The organism is Burkholderia sp. AW49-1, assembly GCF_053427845.1.
Genome location: NZ_JBSAXF010000012.1, coordinates 155425 through 173523 on the forward strand (window position 1 = coordinate 155425; position 18099 = coordinate 173523).

General features: G+C 67.3%; 14 protein-coding genes. 4 read left to right on the forward strand and 10 right to left on the reverse strand.

What is annotated here, in order from left to right; genetic code table 11:
* Window positions 1-26 precede the first annotated feature (26 nt).
* Genes pdxA through ACV22W_RS19835 form a run of 3 tightly spaced genes read right to left on the reverse strand, consistent with a single transcriptional unit; the run spans window position 27 to window position 4799 of the window.
* On the reverse strand, window positions 27-1016 hold the full coding sequence (gene pdxA / locus ACV22W_RS19825) for a 4-hydroxythreonine-4-phosphate dehydrogenase PdxA (RefSeq protein ID WP_448021177.1): 990 nt from the start codon (window positions 1014-1016) through the stop codon (window positions 27-29).
* An 11-nt stretch (window positions 1017-1027) separates the two neighbouring features.
* The gene (locus tag ACV22W_RS19830) at window positions 1028-2386 is read right to left on the reverse strand and encodes a peptidylprolyl isomerase (RefSeq protein ID WP_448021178.1); all 1359 of its coding nucleotides are present in this window, start codon (window positions 2384-2386) and stop codon (window positions 1028-1030) included.
* Between the two features lie 52 nt (window positions 2387-2438).
* A complete protein-coding gene (locus ACV22W_RS19835) occupies window positions 2439-4799 on the reverse strand; it encodes an LPS-assembly protein LptD (protein WP_448021180.1) in 2361 nt (786 codons plus the stop codon).
* 223 nt (window positions 4800-5022) lie between these two features.
* Here ACV22W_RS19835 and ACV22W_RS19840 point away from each other — a divergent pair, with 223 nt between their 5' ends.
* A complete protein-coding gene (locus ACV22W_RS19840) occupies window positions 5023-6072 on the forward strand; it encodes an aminoglycoside phosphotransferase family protein (protein WP_448021181.1) in 1050 nt (349 codons plus the stop codon).
* Between the two features lie 22 nt (window positions 6073-6094).
* Window positions 6095-6817 (forward strand): N-acetylmuramate alpha-1-phosphate uridylyltransferase MurU, encoded by a 723-nt coding sequence (gene murU / locus ACV22W_RS19845; protein ID WP_448021183.1) that lies wholly within the window; start codon window positions 6095-6097, stop codon window positions 6815-6817.
* A gap of 212 nt (window positions 6818-7029) precedes the next feature.
* Here the strand turns inward: murU and ACV22W_RS19850 are convergent, their stop codons facing one another.
* A complete protein-coding gene (locus tag ACV22W_RS19850) occupies window positions 7030-8901 on the reverse strand; it encodes an ABCB family ABC transporter ATP-binding protein/permease (RefSeq protein ID WP_448021185.1) in 1872 nt (623 codons plus the stop codon).
* A gap of 176 nt (window positions 8902-9077) precedes the next feature.
* On the opposite strand from ACV22W_RS19850, the gene ACV22W_RS19855 reads away from it, so the two are divergent.
* The gene (locus ACV22W_RS19855; RefSeq protein ID WP_059528170.1) at window positions 9078-9473 is read left to right on the forward strand and encodes an acyl-CoA thioesterase; all 396 of its coding nucleotides are present in this window, start codon (window positions 9078-9080) and stop codon (window positions 9471-9473) included.
* Between the two features lie 32 nt (window positions 9474-9505).
* Here ACV22W_RS19855 and ACV22W_RS19860 read toward each other — a convergent pair whose 3' ends face one another.
* On the reverse strand, window positions 9506-9988 hold the full coding sequence (locus tag ACV22W_RS19860) for a nitrate reductase associated protein (RefSeq protein ID WP_059528173.1): 483 nt from the start codon (window positions 9986-9988) through the stop codon (window positions 9506-9508).
* Between the two features lie 113 nt (window positions 9989-10101).
* Between ACV22W_RS19860 and fdhD the strand changes: the two genes are divergently transcribed.
* Window positions 10102-10932 (forward strand): formate dehydrogenase accessory sulfurtransferase FdhD, encoded by an 831-nt coding sequence (gene fdhD, locus ACV22W_RS19865; RefSeq protein WP_448021187.1) that lies wholly within the window; start codon window positions 10102-10104, stop codon window positions 10930-10932.
* Between the two features lie 22 nt (window positions 10933-10954).
* On the opposite strand, the gene ACV22W_RS19870 is transcribed toward fdhD, so the two are convergent.
* The 5 genes from ACV22W_RS19870 to ACV22W_RS19890 all read right to left on the reverse strand — a co-directional run bounded on the left by ACV22W_RS19870 (window position 10955) and on the right by ACV22W_RS19890 (window position 18083).
* Complete coding sequence (locus tag ACV22W_RS19870; RefSeq protein WP_448021189.1) at window positions 10955-11722, reverse strand: enoyl-CoA hydratase; 768 nt, start codon at window positions 11720-11722, stop codon at window positions 10955-10957.
* A gap of 90 nt (window positions 11723-11812) precedes the next feature.
* Window positions 11813-13012 (reverse strand): acetyl-CoA C-acyltransferase, encoded by a 1200-nt coding sequence (locus tag ACV22W_RS19875; protein WP_448021190.1) that lies wholly within the window; start codon window positions 13010-13012, stop codon window positions 11813-11815.
* Between the two features lie 76 nt (window positions 13013-13088).
* The gene (locus tag ACV22W_RS19880; protein ID WP_448021192.1) at window positions 13089-15524 is read right to left on the reverse strand and encodes a 3-hydroxyacyl-CoA dehydrogenase/enoyl-CoA hydratase family protein; all 2436 of its coding nucleotides are present in this window, start codon (window positions 15522-15524) and stop codon (window positions 13089-13091) included.
* A 113-nt stretch (window positions 15525-15637) separates the two neighbouring features.
* Complete coding sequence (locus ACV22W_RS19885; protein ID WP_448021193.1) at window positions 15638-17425, reverse strand: acyl-CoA dehydrogenase C-terminal domain-containing protein; 1788 nt, start codon at window positions 17423-17425, stop codon at window positions 15638-15640.
* 58 nt (window positions 17426-17483) lie between these two features.
* Complete coding sequence (locus ACV22W_RS19890; protein WP_006751498.1) at window positions 17484-18083, reverse strand: TetR/AcrR family transcriptional regulator; 600 nt, start codon at window positions 18081-18083, stop codon at window positions 17484-17486.
* Window positions 18084-18099: the final 16 nt, after the last annotated feature.

Sequence of the window (18099 nt, forward strand, 5' to 3'; positions counted from 1 at the left end):
TGAAGTCAGGGCTGGGGCCGTGCGCGTCAGGCCACGCGGCGATGCCGTGCCATCGTGACGGCCGTGTCGAGCGCGGCGACCATGCTGCCCGGATCCGCGCGGCCCGTGCCGGCCAGATCCAGCGCGGTGCCGTGATCGACCGACGTGCGGATGATCGGCAGCCCGAGCGTGACGTTGATGCCCTCGCCGAAGGTCGCATACTTCAGCACGGGCAAGCCCTGATCGTGGAACATCGCGAGCACGCAATCGGCGTCCTCGAGATAGCGCGGCTGGAACAGCGTATCGGCCGGATACGGGCCGCGCGCGTCGATGCCCTGCGCTTGCGCGCGCGCGAGCGCCGGCGAGATCACGTCGATCTCCTCGCGCCCGAGATAGCCGTTCTCGCCCGCGTGCGGGTTCAGTCCCGTCACGAGGATGCGCGGCGCGGCGAGGCCGAAGTCACGCCGCAGGTCGCGATCGACGATCGCCAGCGTCTCGACGAGCCCATCGGTCGTCAGCGCGGCCGACACGTCCTTCAGCGGCAGGTGCGTGGTCGCGAGCGCGACGCGCAGCGGCCGCTCGCCCGTGCCCGCCAGCATCATCACGACACGTGGCGTGTGCGTGCGTTCCGCAAGGTATTCGGTATGGCCGGTAAACGGCACGCCGGCATCGTTGATCGTGCTCTTCTGCAGTGGCGCGGTGACGATCGCGTCGAACCGGCCCGCCGACGCGCCGTCGATCGCGGCATCGAGCAGCGCGAGCACGTAGCGGCCGTTGGCCGCATCGAGCTTGCCTGCCTGCGCGGGCACGGCGAGCGGATGGTGCTCGACCGACACCGGCCCGCCGCCGGAGAGCACTGCCCGGTCGACACCGACAGCCGCCGCGCGCGCGTCGAGCAGCGCGGCGTCGCCGAGCACGGTGAAATGCGCGCCCGGCCAGCGCCGCGCGGCATCCTGCAACGCCTGCACGGTCAGTTCCGGGCCGACACCCGCGGGTTCGCCGGTCGTGATCGCGATCTGCAGCGCGGATGCCGTCATGTGAAGCTCGCTCAGTTCGCCGGGCCGACGCCGCCGATCTTGTACTGCACGTACGACGAATCGCGCAGCTCGCGCAGCCAGTCGGCATACGCCTGCTCGGCCTTGCGCTGACCGATCGCCTGGCGCGCGATATCCATCTGCTGCTGCACCGAGCCTTCCGCTTCGCGGCGCTCCATCACCTGGATCAGGTGGTAGCCGTACTCGGTACGAATCGGCTGGCTGATCTGGCCGTCCTGCAGATTGTTCATCGCGCGCTCGAATTCCGGCACGGTCTCGCCCGGGCTGATCCAGCCGAGATCGCCACCCTGCGACGCCGAACCGTCCTGCGAGTAGGTGCGCGCGAACTTCGCGAAATCGCCGCCCGCCTCGACCTGGCGGCGGATGTCCTGCAGTTGCTGGCGCGCCTGGCCTTCCGACTTGCCTTCTCCGACACGCAACAGGATGTGGCGCACGTGCGTCTGGACGATCTTCGGTGCCGCGGCGGTTGCGCCCTGGCTCTGGCGGCGGTCGACGAGACGCACGATCTCGAAGCCGTCCGGCACGCGGATCAGCGTCGGGTTGACCTGGCCCGGACGCAGCTTCGATGCGGCGTCGACGACGTCGGCCGGCAGCGCGCCGGGTGCCTTGAAGCCGAGGTCGCCACCCTTCTTCGCGTCGTTCGCTTCCGAATTGTTCTTCGCGAGCTTTTCGAAATCGGCGCCCGACGTGGCCTGCTGCAGCAGCGCTTCTGCCTTCTTCTGCGCGGCTTCGATGTCGGCCTGCGGCGCGTTGGTCGGTGCCTTGATGAAGATGTGCTGGAAGCGCAGGTCCTGCTGCTGCGATGCGTTCGGCCCGCGCTGGCTCGCGATGTAGTTCGCCACCTCGGCGTCCGACACGGTGATCTTGCCGTCGACCTCGCGCTCGCGCAGCTTCGACAGCATCAGCTCGGTGCGGGCGTCGCTCGTGAACACGCTCCAGGGCACGCCTTGCGCCACGATCCGCGCGCGATACTGCTCGAGCGTCATCCCGTTCGCCTGCGCGAGGCGCTGCAGCGTGGACTGCACGGTTGCGTCGTCGATTCGGATCCCGTCATCCTTGGCCTTCTGCACCTGGATGCGTTCGAGCACCATCTGGTTCAGCACCTGCGCGCGCAGCTGGTCGGCCGGCGGCACGGGTGCGTTCTGCTGCTGCAGCCGGCGCGAGATCAGGCCGACGCGCTGATCGAGTTCGCGGCCCGTGATCACGTCGTTGTTGACGACCGCGACGACTTCGTCGGCGAGCTGCGCGCCTTGCGAACCGAGCGCCTGCGCCGCGGCCGGCGCGGCGGCGAGCAGCGCGGCGGACGCGGCGAGGCTGGACACGACTGCCGCGAAACGAAGGTTTTTCTTCATTGCCACTGATACTCCATTGAAATCGTGCTGACCGGTGCAGACAAAGCCGGCGTTACTCGTAGTTGCTGAAGCGGGACATCGGCGGCGGCGGCGGCGGCAACGGCGTATAGCCCGGCACTCCGGCGCGGAATGCGGATACGAGCCCGTTGTCGACCGTCGACAAGCCCTTGAGCGTCAGTTGCGCCATGAATCGCGTCGACGAGTTCTGCTGCCCCGACGAGTTGATGCCGTTCGCAAACCGCTGCACCCCGACTCCGAGCGCCCAGCAATCCGCGTCGTATTGTAAGCCGAGCAGACCGTCGACGACCCGGTCGGCGGCCAGGTCGTAGTTGAAGCGGCCGATCGCATACAGGCGGCGCGTGAGCGGCCATTGGGCGGACACCAGGAACTGGTTGATCGGCTGGTTGTCGAGCGTCGTGTTCGCACGCGTATAGCGGTAGCCGACGTTGATCACGCGGCGCTCGCCCGGGCTGAACCCGAAACCGATGCTCGACTTCACGAGCTGGTTGTTGTTCTGGTTGTACTGGAACGCCGTCTCCGACATGAAGCCGGAACCGAGCTTCAGCGCTGCGCCCACGATCAGGTCGGAGTGGCGCGCCTGCACCGCGCTCTGGCCGGAGTTCAGCGTCACGCGCTGGTCGGCGAAATAGTACTGCTGCGCGATCACGAAACGCGCACGCTCGTCGCCGGTGCGCGGATCGATGAAGCGCGACGTCAGGCCGGCCGTGATCCGGTTCGCATCGGCGATCCGGTCGTTGCCCACGAACGTGTTCGGCTGGTAGATCTCCGCGAGCCCGAAGTCCGATTCCGCGGTGTCGAACAGCGGCGCGTTCGACTGGTCTCGATACGGTGTGTACACGTAGTACAGGCGCGGCTCGAGGGTCTGGATGAAGTCCTGGCCGAACAGGCGCACCGAGCGGTCGAAGATCAGGCCCGTATCGAAGCTCACGGTCGGGATCGACTCGGTGAAGTGCTTCGGGCGGTTCAGCGAGCTCGCCGACAGGTGGTTCAGGTCGTACGAGGCGAAGTGATACTGGACCTTCGGCACGACGAAGTAGCCCGGGCCGTACACACCGTATGCGATGTACGGGTTGAAGACGATCCGGTCGCCTTCGGTCGCATCGGCGGTCGTGATGCGGAACCGCGAATAGTCGGCTTCCGCGCCGAAGTCGAAGCCGCCGACGTTGTACTTCGTGTACTTCACGTTCAGCTGCGGCTCGCGGCTGTACGGCGCGATCGACGGCGGCAGCGTCTGCCAGTGCTGGTAACGCGCGAGCACCGACCACGGGCCGTTGTTGTACGTGAGGCCGGCTTCCTGCTGGTACAGCGTCTGTGTCCCGTTGACGAACTGGTTCATCGACCCAAGGTCTTCGGGATACGTATTGTCCGAGACCTTGTTGTAGTAGACGTAGCCGCCGAAACCGCCACCGAAGTTCTGCTGGTGCTGCCAGTAGATCGCGTAGCGGTTGCGGTGCGCGAGCCGGTCGTCCGGCAGGTAATTGGCCGTAAACGTTCCCGAATACGACGGCGACAGGTAGCGGAACGTCGCTTCCGTCTGCACGCCGCGCCGAGAGATGATGCGCGGCGTGATCGTCAGGTCGCGGTTCGGCGCGATGTTGAAGTAGTACGGCAGCGACAGCTCGAACCCGTTGTTCGAGTTCATCGAGAACGTCGGCGGCAAGAGGCCGCTGCGCCGCTCGCCCGACAGCGGGAACGTCATCCACGGGCTCGCGAAGATCGGCACGCCCTGGAAGAACAGCACGCCGTTGCGCGCGGTGCCTTCGTCGGCACCCGTGTCGAAGTCGAAACGGCTGCCCTTGATGTACCACGCGGGGTTCGTCGAGCACTGGCACGCGGTGTAGGTGCCGTTGACGAACACCGAGCGCTCGCTGTCGAGCAGGTCGACGCGCTCCGCGCTGCCGGACCCGCCCGTCACGTTGAAGTGGTACTTCGGCGCCGTCATGAAGCCCTGGTTCGCCTCGACCTTCAGATGCGCCTCGGGGCCCGCGAACGACGTGCCACCATTGATCACCTTGACCTGGCCGTACGCATCGGCCATGTCGGTATCCTGATCGTAGTGGATCGCGTCCGCCTTCACGACCGCGTCGCCGCGGCGCAGCTCGGCCGAGCCCTTTGCGGCGAGGTCCTGATCGGCCGTGCCGCTCGTACGGTCGGCAATCACGAAGGCGGCCGGCTTCGCGCCGTCCTTCAGCGGATGATCTTCGAGCTGCGGGGCGAGACGCAGGTCCCACGGCGAGTCGAGCGGCTGCGGCTGCGCGGCCGCGCCCGACAGCTGCGCGTACGACACGGCCGGCACGAGGCCGGGCACGGCCAGCAGCGCGAGCGCGAGCCGCCGTTTGCGCGGCGCCCCGTCACCGGGGAAGACATTCGGGAATAGCGGTTTGGGCGGCATCTATCGTTTGGCGAATCGCCCCTTGTCAACCGCTCCTGCACGGCACATTCGCGCGCGGCGGGCCGCGCCGTCGCACCGCGACTGCGGCTGAGCGCAAACCGGGGAGGCGATCGGGCGGACGGCGCGACAGGCGGCAAGCCTGCACGGCGGAAGCTGACGCGGGGCGCGTCAAAAAAGTCGTGGGGTATTATATGGCAAGACGTTCCCCCCTCCGCCGAGTTTCATGACACCCCCATCCGCCGCATCCCAGCCCGACGCCCGCCTCGACGCACTGACCGCGTGGCTGCGCCCGCTCGCCGAGCGCTTCGCCCTCGACCTGTCGACCCTCGCACCCGCGTCGTCGGATGCCAGTTTCCGCCGCTATTTCCGGGTCGCGTCGACCACGCGCCCCGGCGGCTCGCTGATCGCGGTCGACGCGCCGCCGCCCGAGAAGTGTCGCGAATTCGTTCAGGTCGCGCAGTTGCTCGCCGCGGCCGGCGACCACGTGCCGGACGTGCTGGCCCACGATTTCGACGCGGGCTTCATGCTCGTCACCGACCTCGGCCGCACGTCGTACATCTCGGTGCTCGATCCGGCCGACCCGGTCGCGGCGCGCCCGTTGATGCGCGACGCGCTCGACGCGCTGATCCGCTTCCAGCTGAACTCGAAGCCCGACGTGCTACCGCCGTTCGACGAGGCATTCCTGCGCCGCGAGATGGAGCTGCTGCCCGAATGGTTCGTCGGCCGGCACCTCGGCAAGCCCGTCACCGACGCAATGCGCGGCACGCTCGACCGCACCTTCGCACTGCTGGTCGCGAGCGCCCATGCGCAGCCGCAGGGCTTCATGCTGCGCGATTTCATGCCGCGCAACCTGATGGTCTGCGAGCCGAACCCCGGCGTGCTCGACTTCCAGGACGCCGTGTACGGGCCGCTGACGTACGACGTCGTGTCGCTGCTGCGCGACGCGTTCATCAGCTGGGACGAGGAGTTCGAGCTCGACTGCTTCGCGTATTACTGGGAAAAGGCGAAGAAGGCCGGACTGCCGGTCGATCCGGACTTCGGCGAGTTCTACCGCCAGCTCGAGTGGATGGGGCTGCAGCGCCACATCAAGATCCTCGGCCTGTTCGCACGGATCAACTACCGAGACGGCAAGCCGCATTACCTGAACGATCTGCCGCGCTTCCTCGCGTACGCGCGCAAGGTCGCGCTGCGCTACCGCCCGCTCGTGCCGTTCGCGAAGCTGCTCGACGAGCTCGAGGGCAAGGGCGCGGCAGACGTCGGCTATACGTTCTGACCGCCCTCACATTCAGCCGAACATGAGCACTACCCTGACCACGGCGATGATCTTCGCCGCCGGGCGCGGCGAACGGATGCGCCCGCTGACCGACACCCGCCCGAAGCCGCTGCTCGAAGTCGGCGGCAAACCGCTGATCGTCTGGCAGATCGAGGCGCTCGCGCGCGCGCGCATCGAGACGATCGTGATCAACCACGCATGGCTCGGCGAACAGCTCGAGGCGACGCTCGGCGACGGCTCGCGCTGGGGTGTGCGGCTCGCGTATTCGGCCGAAGGCGACGCGCTGGAAACCGCCGGCGGCATCGCACAGGCGCTGCCGCTGCTCGAGCGCGACGGCCGGCCGACGGTGTTCGCGGCGGTCGCGGGCGACGTGTACTGCGCATTCGACTACCGGACGCTTGCCGCCCGCGCCGCGCGGATGGCCGCGCTCGACGCGCCTGCGATGCATCTCGTGATGGTGCCGAACCCGCCGTTCCATCCGGACGGCGATTTCGTGCTCCACGACGACGGCCGGCTGGCGCTCGCCGGCGCCCCGCGCGTCACGTTCGGCAGCATCGCCGTGTACGACACGCGGATGTTTCGCGACATCGTGCCCGGCACGCATCGGCCGCTGACGCCGTATTTCAAGGCGACCATCGAGGCCGGCCGCGCGAGCGGAGAATTGTATGAAGGTATCTGGGAGAACGTCGGCACGCCCGCGCAGCTGGGCGAACTGGATGCGCGGCTGCGTGCCGCCGCAGGCTGATCGTTTCGCGGCTGGCCGTCGAGCCACAGGGCGCGGCGGCCAAGGGCCCGCAAGGCCGATGACGGCCCGGCCGATCGCCGACAGGCCGCTCCTGAATCAAATGCCGCGAACGCTGCGCCGGAGCGCCCGGCGGTGACGGCGGCACAGCGCCGCCCGATGCCGAACGGCCGGCGAACCAACCGTTCCCGCGCCGCCCGGCGCGGCATCCACGCTCACGCGGCCTCGGCCGCTTCTCCGCCCGCCGCCGCGCGCTGCTGCTGCAGCGCCCACATCTGCGCATACAGCCCGTCCGCGCGCACGAGTTCGTCGTGCGTGCCGCGCTCGACGATCCGCCCATGGTCCATCACGAGAATCTGCTGCGCATGCACGACCGTCGACAGCCGGTGCGCGATCACGAGCGTCGTGCGGTGCCGCGCGATCTGCTCGAGCTCGTGCTGGATCGCGCGCTCCGAGCGCGAATCGAGCGCCGACGTCGCCTCGTCGAACAGCAGCACCGGTGGATCCTTCAACAGCGTGCGCGCAATCGCGACGCGCTGCTTCTCGCCGCCCGACAGCTTCAGCCCGCGCTCGCCGACCGGCGTGTCATAGCCCTTCGGCAAGCTCTCGATGAAGTCGTGGATGTGCGCGGCGCGCGCGGCCGCGATCACTTCGTCGCGGCTCGCGGTCGGGCGGCCGTATGCGATGTTGTAGTAGATCGAGTCGTTGAAGAGCACGGTGTCCTGCGGCACGATCCCGATCGATGCGCGCAGCGAGTCCTGCGTGACGTCGCGAATGTCCTGGCCGTCGATCCGGATCGCACCGCCCGCCTGCCGGTCGAGATCGTAGAAGCGGAACAGCAGCCGCGACAGCGTCGACTTGCCTGACCCGCTGTGCCCGACCACCGCGGTCGTCGTGCCCGCGTCGATCGTAAACGTCACGTCGTGCAGGATCTGCCGCGACGCTTCGTACGCGAAGTTCACGTGCTCGAAGCGGACCTGCGCGCCGGCCACCGCGAGCGGCCGCGCGTCGGGCGCATCCGCGACTTCCTTCGCGGCCGACAGCAGTCCGAACATGCGGTCCATGTCGGTGAGGCTCTGCTTCAGTTCGCGATATACGACGCCGAGAAAATTCAGCGGGATGTACAACTGCAGCATGAACGTGTTGATCAGCACGAGATCGCCGAGCGTCAGCTTGCCGGCCAGCACGCCCTGCGTCGCGCGCCACAGGATGAACACGAGCCCGGTGCCGATGATCGCCTGCTGGCCGAAGTTCAGCACCGACAGCGAATTCTGCGAGCGGATCGCTGCCTTGCGGTAGCGCTTCAGGTTCTCGTCGTAGCGCTGCGCCTCCCACTCCTCGTTGCCGAAGTACTTCACCGTCTCGTAGTTGATCAGCGAATCGATCGCCCGCGAGTTCGCGCGCGAATCGAGTTCGTTCATCGTGCGGCGAAAATGCGTGCGCCAGTTGGTGACCTTCACGGTGAACACGATGTACGTGACGAGCGCCGCGAACGTCACGTACGCGTAGTACGCCTCGTACTTGACCACGAAGAAGCCGAGCACGAGCCCGACCTCGACGAGCGTCGGCAGGATGCTGTACAGCGAATAGGAAATCAGCTGCTGGATGCCGCGCGTGCCGCGCTCGATGTCGCGCGACATGCCGCCTGTCTGGCGTTCGAGATGGAAGCGCAGCGACAGCCCGTGCAGATGCCGGAACACCTGCAGCGCGAGCTGGCGCACCGCGCTCTCGGTGACCTTCGAGAACAGGATCTCGCGCAGCTCGGTGAAGAGCGACGTCGACAGCCGCACGAGCGCATAGGCGATGACCAGCAGGCCGACGCCGCCCGCCAGCACGATGCCGGCCGACTGCTCCGCGCGGCCGAGCGCGGTGAGTTGCTGCACGGCCGACAGATGATCGACGATGCGCTTCATCACGACCGGCACGCCGAGGTTCGCGACCTTCGCGCCGATCAGGCAGCCGAGTGCGAGCGCGACGCGCCATTTATAGGTGGCCAGGTACGGCAGCAGCGACCGGATGGTCTGCCAGTCGTTGCGGGGCCCGGTCGGAGCCGGCGCGGGCTCGCCGGAAGCGGAATATCGGCGCATGGGGGGAAGGATCGGCGGCGGTGCGGCACGCATTGCGGCGGCGGCCGGGTCGCCCGCTTTCTCGTACAATTTGCGAACGTTGTATTGTCGCAGAAGCCGCTACGCGCCGCTGCCGGCGGCCTCGCCGGCCGGCCTGCACGCGGCGGCACATTTATTACAGGATGAAAGCCCCCGCCATGACCGATTCGACCCTCGAACTTCCGCAAAAGCAGCCCGCGCTGCGCGTCGTCCCGCAACCGCACGACGCGAACGTCCACGGCGACGTGTTCGGCGGCTGGATCATGTCGCAGGTCGATATCGCCGGCTCGATCCCCGCGAGCCAGCGCGCGAACGGCCGCGTCGCGACGGTCGCGGTCAATTCATTCGTGTTCAAGCAGCCGGTGTTCGTCGGCGATTTGCTGAGCTTCTACGCCACCATCATGCGCACCGGCAACACGTCGGTGACGGTCGACGTCGAGGTGTACGCGCAGCGCATGCGCCTGATGGGCGAAATCGTGAAGGTCACCGAAGCAACGCTCACCTACGTCGCGACCGGCCCCGACCGCAAGCCGCGGCCACTGCCGCCGCTCTGACCGGCGCGCGCCGCGGCGCCGCACGCGGCCCGTCAGTGCGTGGCCGTCAGCCCGAACTCCCGCATCGCGGGCAGGAAGTCGTGATTGAGCTTCGGCTTGCGCGACAGCTTCATCAGCACGTAGCGCTGGAACGGCGCGAGCCGCTGCCACTGCGCGAGCGCGGGCGCCGGCAGCCCGGCCAGCGCACTCTGCTGCACGAGCGCGTCCGGCACCGAATCGGTCGCGCGCCAGCTCGGCTGCTCGTCGGGCTGGAACCACGACGGTTCGAGGTCGGCGTGCGTGCGCAGCATTTCGAACAGCGCGTGATCGAAATTGGGCTCGATCGCGGTGTCGTCGTCGGCCGGGAAGCGTGCGAGCAGCTTGCGGTCCTCGAGCGGCAGGAGTTGCCATTGCTCCAGTGAAATCCGCAGACCGAAACGGTCGAGATTGAAACGCACGATCATCGGGATGTACGTCAGGTTTTCCGACGAATCGTGTTCGAAATTGAATAGCAGCGGAGCGTCGCTGAGTCCCATGGTCGTTACCTGAGTGGCGGATGCCGGCGCGGCCGGCCTGCCTGAGGTATTTTAGAACCTCTGCGCGCGAGCGGCGGACACGATCGTCGCCGCCCTGCCACGAATCAACGGGAGTGCTCGTGAATCCGACTGAAACAGAAGAACCGCGCGGCGCGATCGAGCTGTCCGTGCGCCGCACGCGCGGCGGCGCCGTCGAAACCGCGCACGATTACGTCGGCCAGGAATGGCCGGTCGCGCTGGTCTTCAACGGCATCTCGCACGCGGTGATGATGTGCACGCCGCGCGACCTCGAGGCGTTCGCGGTCGGCTTCGCGATCTCGGAAGGGATCGTCGAACGCGGCAGCGACATCAAGGACATCGAGGTGATCCTGCACGCCAATGCATCGCTGCCGCACGCGGAGGTGCATCTGGAGGTCGTCCAGCAGGCCTTCGCCGCGCTGAAGGACCGTCGCCGCGCGCTCGCGGGGCGTACCGGCTGCGGCGTGTGCGGGATCGAGAGCATCGACCTGCTCGACCTCGCGCCCGAACGGGTGCCCGACACCGGCTTTCTCGCGCGCCTCGCGCCCGACGCGCTCGCGCGCGCGGCCCACGCGCTGCCGGTGCACCAGGCGCTCACGCAGCTCACCGGCGGCCTGCACGCGGCCGCGTGGTGCGACGCAACAGGCGCGATCCGGATGGCGTTCGAGGATGTCGGCCGCCACAACGCACTCGACAAGCTGATCGGCTCGCTCGTGCTGTCGCGCGCCGACGCGACCGACGGCTTCGTGTTCCTGTCGAGCCGCGCGAGCTACGAGCTCGTGCGCAAGTCGGCGCGGGTCGGGATCCCGATGGTCGCGACGATCTCCGCGCCGTCGTCGCTCGCGATCGAGATCGCGAAGGCGGCCGGCCTGCGGCTGGTCTGCTTCTGCCGTGAAACCGGCCACGTCGATTACGGCACGGCCTGATGCAGGCCGCCCGGCCGCTCCGTCAGTCGAACTGACGGAAATCCGGCTTGCGCTTCTCGAAGAACGCGGTCATCGCCTCGCGGGCTTCCGGCGCGCGCAGCATCGCGGAGAAGTGGCCGGCTTCCTCGTTCATCCGCGCGGCAACGGCCACCCCGCCCGTCTCCTTCAGCAACGCCTTCGTCACGCGCAGCGACGACGCCGGCAGCGCCGCGAGCTTCGCGGCCTGCTTCGCCGCAAATGCGTCGAGCTCGGCGGCCGGCAGCACGCGATTGACGATGCCGATGCGGTGCGCTTCCAGCGCGTCGAACGCTTCGCCGAGCAGCAGCTTTTCAGCGGCGACCTGATGGCCGGCCAGGCGCGGCAGCAGCACGCTCGATGCGGCTTCCGGGCACAGCCCGAGCTGCGCGAACGGCAGCGAGAATGTCGCGGTGTCCGCCGCGTAGACGAGATCGCAGTGCAGCAGCATCGTCACGCCGACACCGACCGCGATGCCCGGCACCGCGGCGACGATCGGCTTGGTCGCGCTGCTGATCCGCGCGAGAAACTGGAATACCGACGCATTCTCGTCCTTCGGCGGCGCCTTCAGGAAATCCTCGAGATCGTTCCCCGCGCTGAAGTTGCCGTCGCTGCCGCGCAGCAGAATCACGCGGATCGCCTTGTCTTCCTGCGCGTCGGCGAGCGCATCGGCCATCGCCTGGTACATCGCCGCCGTCAGCGCGTTCTTCTTCGCCGGGCGCGCGATCGTGATCGTCATCACGCCGTCGGCGCGTTCCACTTGAATTTCGGCCACAACCGTCTCCTTTGACTTTCCTCTTCCGGAATGAAAAACGGTGCGCAAGCTCGTGGCTCGCGCACCGTGATTGCTACTGTCCCGCTCCGCTTACAGGCGTTCGATGATGCCGGCCGCACCCATGCCGGTGCCGACGCACATCGTGACCATCCCGTACTTCAGGTTGCGGCGGCGCAGGCCGTGCACGACGGTCGACGCGCGGATCGCGCCGGTCGCGCCGAGCGGGTGGCCGAGCGCGATCGCGCCGCCGACCGGGTTGACCTTCGACGGGTCGAGGCCGAGATCGCGGATCACCGCCAGCGACTGCGCGGCGAACGCCTCGTTCAGCTCGATCCAGTCGAGATCGTCCTGCTTCAGGCCCGCGGCCTTCAGCGCGGCCGGGATCGCTTCCTTCGGGCCGATGCCCATGATCTCCGGCGGCACGCCGCGCACCGCGAAGCTCACGAAGCGCGCGAGCGGCGTCAGGTTGAATTCCTTGAGCACCTTCTCCGACACGACCAGCAGCGCGCCCGCGCCGTCCGACGTCTGCGAGCTGTTGCCGGCCGTGACCGAGCCCTTGTTCGCGAACACCGTGCGCAGCTTCGCGAGGCCTTCGAGCGACGTGTCCGCGCGCGGACCTTCGTCGAGCGCGATCTCGCGCGTCTTCACGTCGACTTCGCCCGTCGCGAGGTTCGGGAAACGCTCGGTGATCGTGTACGCAGCGATTTCGTCGCCGAACTCGCCGGCCTGCTGCGCGGCGAGCGCCTTGCGGTGCGACTCGACCGAGAACGCGTCCTGGTCTTCGCGGCTCACCTTCCACTGCTCGGCGACGCGCTCGGCCGTCAGGCCCATCCCGTATGCAATGCCGAAATCCTCGCTGCGATCGAAGATGTGCGGCGACATCGACGGCTTGTTGCCCATCATCGGCACCATGCTCATCGATTCGCAGCCGCCCGCGAGCAGCGCGTCCGATTCGCCGACGCGGATGCGGTCCGCCGCCATCGCCAGCGCCGTGATGCCCGACGCGCAGAAGCGGTTGACCGTCACGCCGCCGACCGTCTGCGGCAGGCCCGCGAGCAGCGCGCCCATGCGGGCGACGTTCAGGCCCTGCTCGGCTTCCGGAATCGCGCAGCCGATGATCGCGTCCTCGATCACCTTCGTGTCGAGGCCGGGCACCTGCGCGACCGCCGACCTGATCGCGTGAACCAGCAGCTCGTCGGGGCGCGTGTTCTTGAAGACACCGCGCGGGGCCTTGCCGATCGGGGTGCGGCTGGCGGCGACGATGTATGCGTCTTGCAGTTGTTTGCTCATTTCAGACTCCTTGCCTTGGCGTGTCGACCAGAGTTGGCGCTTCAGCACTTGCTCTGGCCCCATGCATCGCACTCGCTCAGTTACGCACCGGCTTGCCGGTCTGCAACATGCCCATGATCCGTTCCTGCGTCTTCTGCGTGCCGAGCAGCTCGACGAACGCGCGGCGCTCGAGTGCGAGCAGCCACTGCTCGTCGACGAGGCTGCCGGCTTCGACGTCGCCGCCGCACACGGCTTCGGCGATGCGGCTCGCGATCAGGTAGTCGTGGTCGCTGATGAAGCGGCCGTCACGCATGTTGACGAGCGATGCCTTGATCGTCGCGATCGCCGAACGGCCCGCGACCGGCACGTCCTTCGCGCGCAGCGGCGCACGGTAGCCGACGGCCGCCAGCGCGCGTGCTTCCTTCTTCGCGGTGTCGAGCAGCTCGAACACGTTGAAGATGATCGTGTCCGACGGCTTCAGGTAGCCCATCGCACGGGCATCGTGCGCCGACGACGATACCTTCGCCATCGCCGCGTTCTCGAACGACTTCGTGACGAACTTCAGGATGTCGGTGGTCGCGTTCGCGGCCGTTGCCGCATCCGCCGCGCGCAGCGCCGCTTCCTTCAGGCCGCCGCCCGCCGGCACGAGGCCGACGCCGACTTCGACGAGACCGATGTAGCTCTCGATGTGCACGACACGCTTCGCGCTGTGCAGCATCAGCTCGCACCCGCCGCCGAGCGCGATGCCCGACACGGCCGCGACGACCGGCACGTTCGCGTACTTCACGCGCAGCATGCCTTCCTGGAACTTCTTCACGAACGGCTCGATACCCTTCGCGCCGCCCATCATGAACGCGGGCATCGCCTCTTCGAGGTTCGCACCGGCCGAGAACGGGCCGCCCGGCGTGCCGAGCTTCAGCGACGTCGGCTGCCAGATCACCACGCCCTTGTAGTCCTTCTCCGCGAGTTCGATCGCCTGCACGAGGCCGTCGATCACACTCGGTCCGATCGTGTTCATCTTCGACTTGAACGACACGATCACGACGTCGTCCTCGCCTGCGCGATCGTCGACCCATGCACGCACGGCGTCGGTTTCGAACAGCGTTTTGCCGTACGTCTTCGGGTCGGCGCCTGCTTCGCCGACGAGCGGCGCGCGGAACACCTGCTTGCCGTAGACGGCCAGGTCGGAGCGCGGCACGAAGCGCTTCGACGCCGGCGCCCACGAGCCTTCGGCCGTGTGCACGCCGCCCTTCTCCGCAACCGCGCCTTCGAGCACCCACGACGGCAGCGGCACGTTCGCGAGCGCCTTGCCGGCCGCGATGTCTTCCTGCACCCACTCGGCGACCTGCTTCCAGCCGGCAGCCTGCCAGCCTTCGAACGGGCCTTCGTTCCAGCCGAAGCCCCAGCGGATCGCGAGGTCGACGTCGCGCGCGTTGTCGGCGATCGACTCGAGATGCACGCCGATGTAGTGGAACACGTCACGGAAGATCGACCACAGGAACTGCGCGTGCGGATGGTCCGTCTCGCGCAGCAGCTTCAGGCGTTCCGCCGGCGGGCGCTTCAGGATGCGGCCGACGGTTTCGTCCGCCTTCGCGCCCGAATCGACGTAAGTGCCCGTCTTCGCGTCGAGCACCTTGATCGCCTTGCCTTCCTTCTTGTAGAAGCCGCCGCCGGTCTTCTGGCCGAGCGCGCCCTGCTTCACCAGTTCGGCGAGCACGGCAGGCGTCTGGTAGACCGGGAAGAACGGATCGTCGGCGAGGTTGTCCTGCATCGTCTTGATCACGTGCGCCATCGTGTCGAGGCCGACCACGTCCGCGGTGCGGAACGTCGCCGACTTCGCGCGGCCGAGGCGGCTGCCCGTCAGGTCATCGACTTCGTCGAAGCGCAGGCCGAACTTCGCGGCCTCGGTGATCACCGCGAGGATCGAGAAGATGCCGACGCGGTTCGCGATGAAGTTCGGCGTGTCCTTCGCGCGCACGACACCCTTGCCGACGATGCTCGTCAGGAAGGTCTCAAGCTGGTCGAGGATCTCCGGACGCGTGTGCGCGGTCGGGATCAGCTCGACGAGGTGCATGTAGCGCGGCGGGTTGAAGAAGTGCACGCCGCAGAAGCGCGACTTCAGCTCGTCCGAGAAACCTTCGGACAGCTTCGTGATCGACAGGCCCGACGTGTTGGTCGCGAAGATCGCGTTCGGCGCGATGTGCGGCGCGACCTTCTTGTACAGGTCGTGCTTCCAGTCCATTCGCTCGGCGATCGCCTCGATCACGACGTCGCATTCGGCGAGCTTCGCGATGTCGTCTTCGTAGTTCGCGGCTTCGAGGTATTTCGCATCGTCCTTCACGCCGAACGGCGCGGGCGACAGCTTCTTCAGGTTCTCGATCGCCTTCAGCGCGATCGCGTTTTTCGGGCCTTCCTTGGCCGGCAGGTCGAACAGCAGCACCGGCACGCGCGCGTTGACGAGGTGCGCGGCGATCTGCGCGCCCATCACGCCGGCGCCCAGCACGGCGACCTTGCGAATCAGGAAATTGCTCACGGGATGTCTCCGGATAATGTCGTGCAGCGCGGGTTGTGAGGGCTGCACGGCGAAGTGAGTACCAGGAACCGTTGCGTTCGGGCGGCGCGCGGCGCGCACCGCCCGGACTCGCGTCAGAACAGCGATTCGTCGACTTCCATCAGCGTCTTCGAACCGGCGCGCGCGGCGCGGATCGTCGCCGCCGTCTCGGGCAGCAGGCGCGCAAAATAGAAGCGTGCGGTCGCGAGCTTCGACTTGTAGAACGGGTCGCCCGACGCTTCCTTGTCGAGGGCGAGACGCGCCATGCGCGCCCAGAAGTACGAGAACACGAGATGGCCGACGGTGCGCAGGTACGGCACGGCGGCTGCGCCGACTTCATCCGGGTTCTGCATGGCCTTCATGCCGATTTCCATCGTCAGCTTCTGCACCTTGTCGCCGATGTCGGCGAGCGGGTTGATGAACTCGGCCATCTCGGGCTTCACGCCTTCGGCTTCCGCGAATTCGGTGACGAGCTTGCCGAACTTCTTCAGCTTCGCGCCCATGTCGCCGAGCACCTTGCGGCCCAGCAGGTCGAGCGACTGGATCGAGTTCGTGCCTTCGTAGATCATGTTGATCCGCGCGTCGCGCACGTACTGCTCCATACCCCACTCGGAGATGAAGCCGTGGCCGCCGTAGATCTGCATTGCGTGGTTGGTCGACTCGAACGCGTTGTCGGTCAGGAACGCCTTGATGATCGGCGTGAGCAGCGCGACGAGGTCGGCCGCTTCCTTGCGCACCGCTTCGTCACCGTGCGACAGCTCCTTGTCGATCTGCAGCGCGGACCAGTACGTGAATGCGCGCGCGCCTTCCGCGTAGGCCTTCTGCGTGAGCAGCATGCGACGCACGTCCGGGTGCACGATGATCGGGTCGGCCGGCTTTTCCGGTGCCTTCGGGCCCGTCAGCGAGCGCATCTGCAGGCGCTCCTTCGCGTACGTCAGCGAGTTCTGGTACGCGACTTCCGTGAGGCCCAGGCCCTGCATGCCGACGCCCAGGCGCGCGGCGTTCATCATCACGAACATCGCGTTGAGGCCCTTGTTCGGCTCGCCGACCATCCAGCCCTTCGCGTTGTCGAGGTTCATCACGCACGTCGAGTTGCCGTGGATGCCCATCTTGTGTTCGATCGAGCCGCACTTGATGCCGTTGCGCTCGCCCGGCTCGCCCGCGGCGTCCGGAACGAACTTCGGCACGATGAACAGCGAGATCCCCTTCGTGCCTTGCGGCGCGTCGGGCAGGCGCGCGAGCACGAGGTGGACGATGTTCTTCGACATGTCGTGCTCGCCGCTCGAGATGAAGATCTTCGTGCCGCTGATCGAGTACGAGCCGTCGCCGTTCGGCTCGGCCTTGGTGCGCAGGATGCCGAGGTCGGTGCCGCAGTGCGGCTCGGTCAGGCACATCGTGCCCGTCCATTCGCCCGACACGAGCTTCGGCAGATACTGCTTCTGGAGTTCCGGCGCGCCGTGCGCGTGCAGGCATTCGTAGGCGCCGTGCGACAGGCCCGGATACATCGTCCATGCCTGGTTCGCCGAGTTCAGCATTTCGTAGAGCGCGTTGTTCACGAACGCGGGCAGGCCCTGGCCGCCGTAGTCCGGATCGCAGCCGAGCGCAGGCCAGCCGGCCTCGACGTACTGCCGATACGCTTCCTTGAAGCCGGTCGGGGTCTTCACGACGCCGTCGCCTTCATACGTGCAGCCTTCACGGTCGCCGACCTGGTTCAGCGGGAACAGTACCTCGGAGCAGAACTTGCCCGCCTCCTCGAGGACCTGGTTGATCGTGTCGGCGTCGAGGTCCGCATGCCGCGGCATTTGCTTGACCTCGGCTTCGACGTTCAGAAGCTCGTGCAACACGAATTGCATGTCGCGCAGCGGCGCGGCGTACTGTCCCATGACTCTCTCCAAAGGTGGGCAAAACGGCTCGAGCTCCTGGCGGGCGGATCACGCGCCGCTAACGGCTCTCGCTCTGATACGAAACGATCGTTTTTTCCAGCGCGGCCCACGTGAGGCGCACGGCATCCGGCGAGTGCAGGAATCGTGCGTCGTGATGCAGGCCGAGCGTGAAGCTGTACAACTCGAAGAGCATCAGGTCCGGATCGGTGTCCGCACGCAGATGGCCTTCTTCCTTCGCCTGCGAAATGGCACGCAGCATCGCGGCACGCCAGGCCGTCACGCTCGCGATCAACTGCTCGCGCACGGGGCTGTCAGGCCGGTCGTCGTACTCGACGGCGCCGCTGATGTAGATGCATCCGGTCGTCACCTCCTGGATGCGCTTCTCCGTCCAGCGGGCCAGCATCGCCCGAAGGCGCGGCAAGCCTCGCGGCTCGCGCAGGCTCGGAAAGAACACCTCGTTTTCGAAACGATGGTGATACTCGCGGACGACCTCGACCTGCAGGTCTTCGCGCGATCCGAAGTGCGCGAACACACCACTCTTGCTCATCTGCATGCGCTCGGCCAGCAGGCCGATCGTCAGCCCCTCCAGCCCGTCACGGCTGGCGAGGTCCAAAGCAGCTTCGAGTATCGCGGCACGCGTCTGTTCGCCTTTTCGCATAGCTATTTCTGTAACC